1 protein-coding gene is annotated in these 1,539 nt (G+C 50.2%); it reads left to right on the forward strand.

The genetic code is table 11. From position 1 onward, the window contains the following. Positions 1-98 precede the first annotated feature (98 nt). On the forward strand, positions 99-1,539 hold a 1,441-nt coding region (locus ACUVJL_RS28240; protein ID WP_445248879.1), incomplete at its 3' end, for a bifunctional DNA primase/polymerase.

Here is a 1,539-nt window from a genome sequence, read left to right on the forward strand (position 1 = left end):
ACTATGCCGCAAGTATGGGTGACATGGACCGATGAAAATAACAGTAAAAGATACATCGGTGAAGATGTGCCGATGCTGACAATAATTCAGGCTGACCAATGAAGATCCAAACCTTGCCAGCCCTACTATCACTCCCTGAACCTTGGCCGCTCGTACCAGTCATCGGTAAACGCCCTTATCAAAAAGGCTGGAATTCCCATCTGTACGATCGCCTAGAAATTCTCACCGAATTAGAAAGCGGCAAGGCTACAGGTGTTGGACTGAAACTCGGGAATGGGCTGCTGGCAATTGATTTTGACGGCGACTCGGCCGACAAATTGCTAGAAAAACTAGCTGGAGAAAATGACCTTTCAGATTTCTCGGAAACAACCGCATGGACAAGCGGCCGCCAAGGTCGGAAACAGTGCCTATTCTCAGTGCCGGAAAAAGACTGGCATCGCGTCAAAACCCGCAAAATAAAAACCGGAATATCAGGCGACGACGGCAAAGAAGAATGCTTAGAGTTTCGCTGGATAGACGCACAAAGCGTTTTGCCGCCAAGCATCCACCCCAGCACAGGAAAACCCTACACCTGGATTAACAACCCGCTGGAAATTCCCCCGGTGTCGGCTCCTGAATGGCTGATCGAACTCTGCGAAAATTGGCATAGCGAGTATGCCGGTGCTGAGGATCTAGATTTGGTGCGCTTCCCGGTACGATTGTACGCGCATTTTGGTGGTCAGATGAGAATCTGGCTGCTGGCGCGTCGCTTCGATATTTCGCGCTGGAGTCACGGCGGCAAATCCAAAGGCTCGGGAATCGGGAAATTTTCACTACCTGCCGCGAGTAAAATATTGAATCGCAGTCAGGGTCATATCAGAAAGTTGCTGTGCCGCGCCAAAAAGTCGGGTTTGATTCGTGACTATTCGCAGTCAAAAAATTGGGTTACAGTTTACTACGCAAGTTTAGAAAAGGCGATCACTCTTACCGGGATAGAGAAGCTCGGCCCGATCGCCGCCATAAATATTGATGATTTGGCTAACATCCACATACTCGCTACAGAAGTGGAAGCCCAGTATTTGCAACGCGCATCTCTCCACCGTCAGCGGTTGGAAGAGATCGAGCAAATAAAAGCTCAGGGTTTAGATCCTGGACAAACTCCGAGTCAGATACTGAAACCGATCGACCTGCACACCTGCGACTATCCGGCGCGGGTACTGGGAAAGGGCGATCGGTTTATTTATTGCGATTCGGATTTCCGATTCTATGGCGGAAGTCAAGAGGCGATCGCACAGTCGCGGGGATTGTGCCCCGCGACTGTCAGCCGCCATCTTTCCAATGGGTATCGATTGGTAGCGGCACCGGTGCGAGGATATCGCGGGAAACTGCCGCCGATCGTCAAAAAGCAACTTGTGGAAAAGTTGCCACAACTTCAAAAATTCTCACCAAAACTGTGTACAGAGGACGGCTTGTTTTCTATGCACGGTGATTGGTGGAAACCTCACTGCAATATTTATCTATTGGATCATCGCCTGGTATCGGCTAGGCGACGAAGGGCTC

The organism is Microcoleus sp. OTE_8_concoct_300, from assembly GCF_031383065.1.
GTDB lineage: Bacteria > Cyanobacteriota > Cyanobacteriia > Cyanobacteriales > Microcoleaceae > Microcoleus.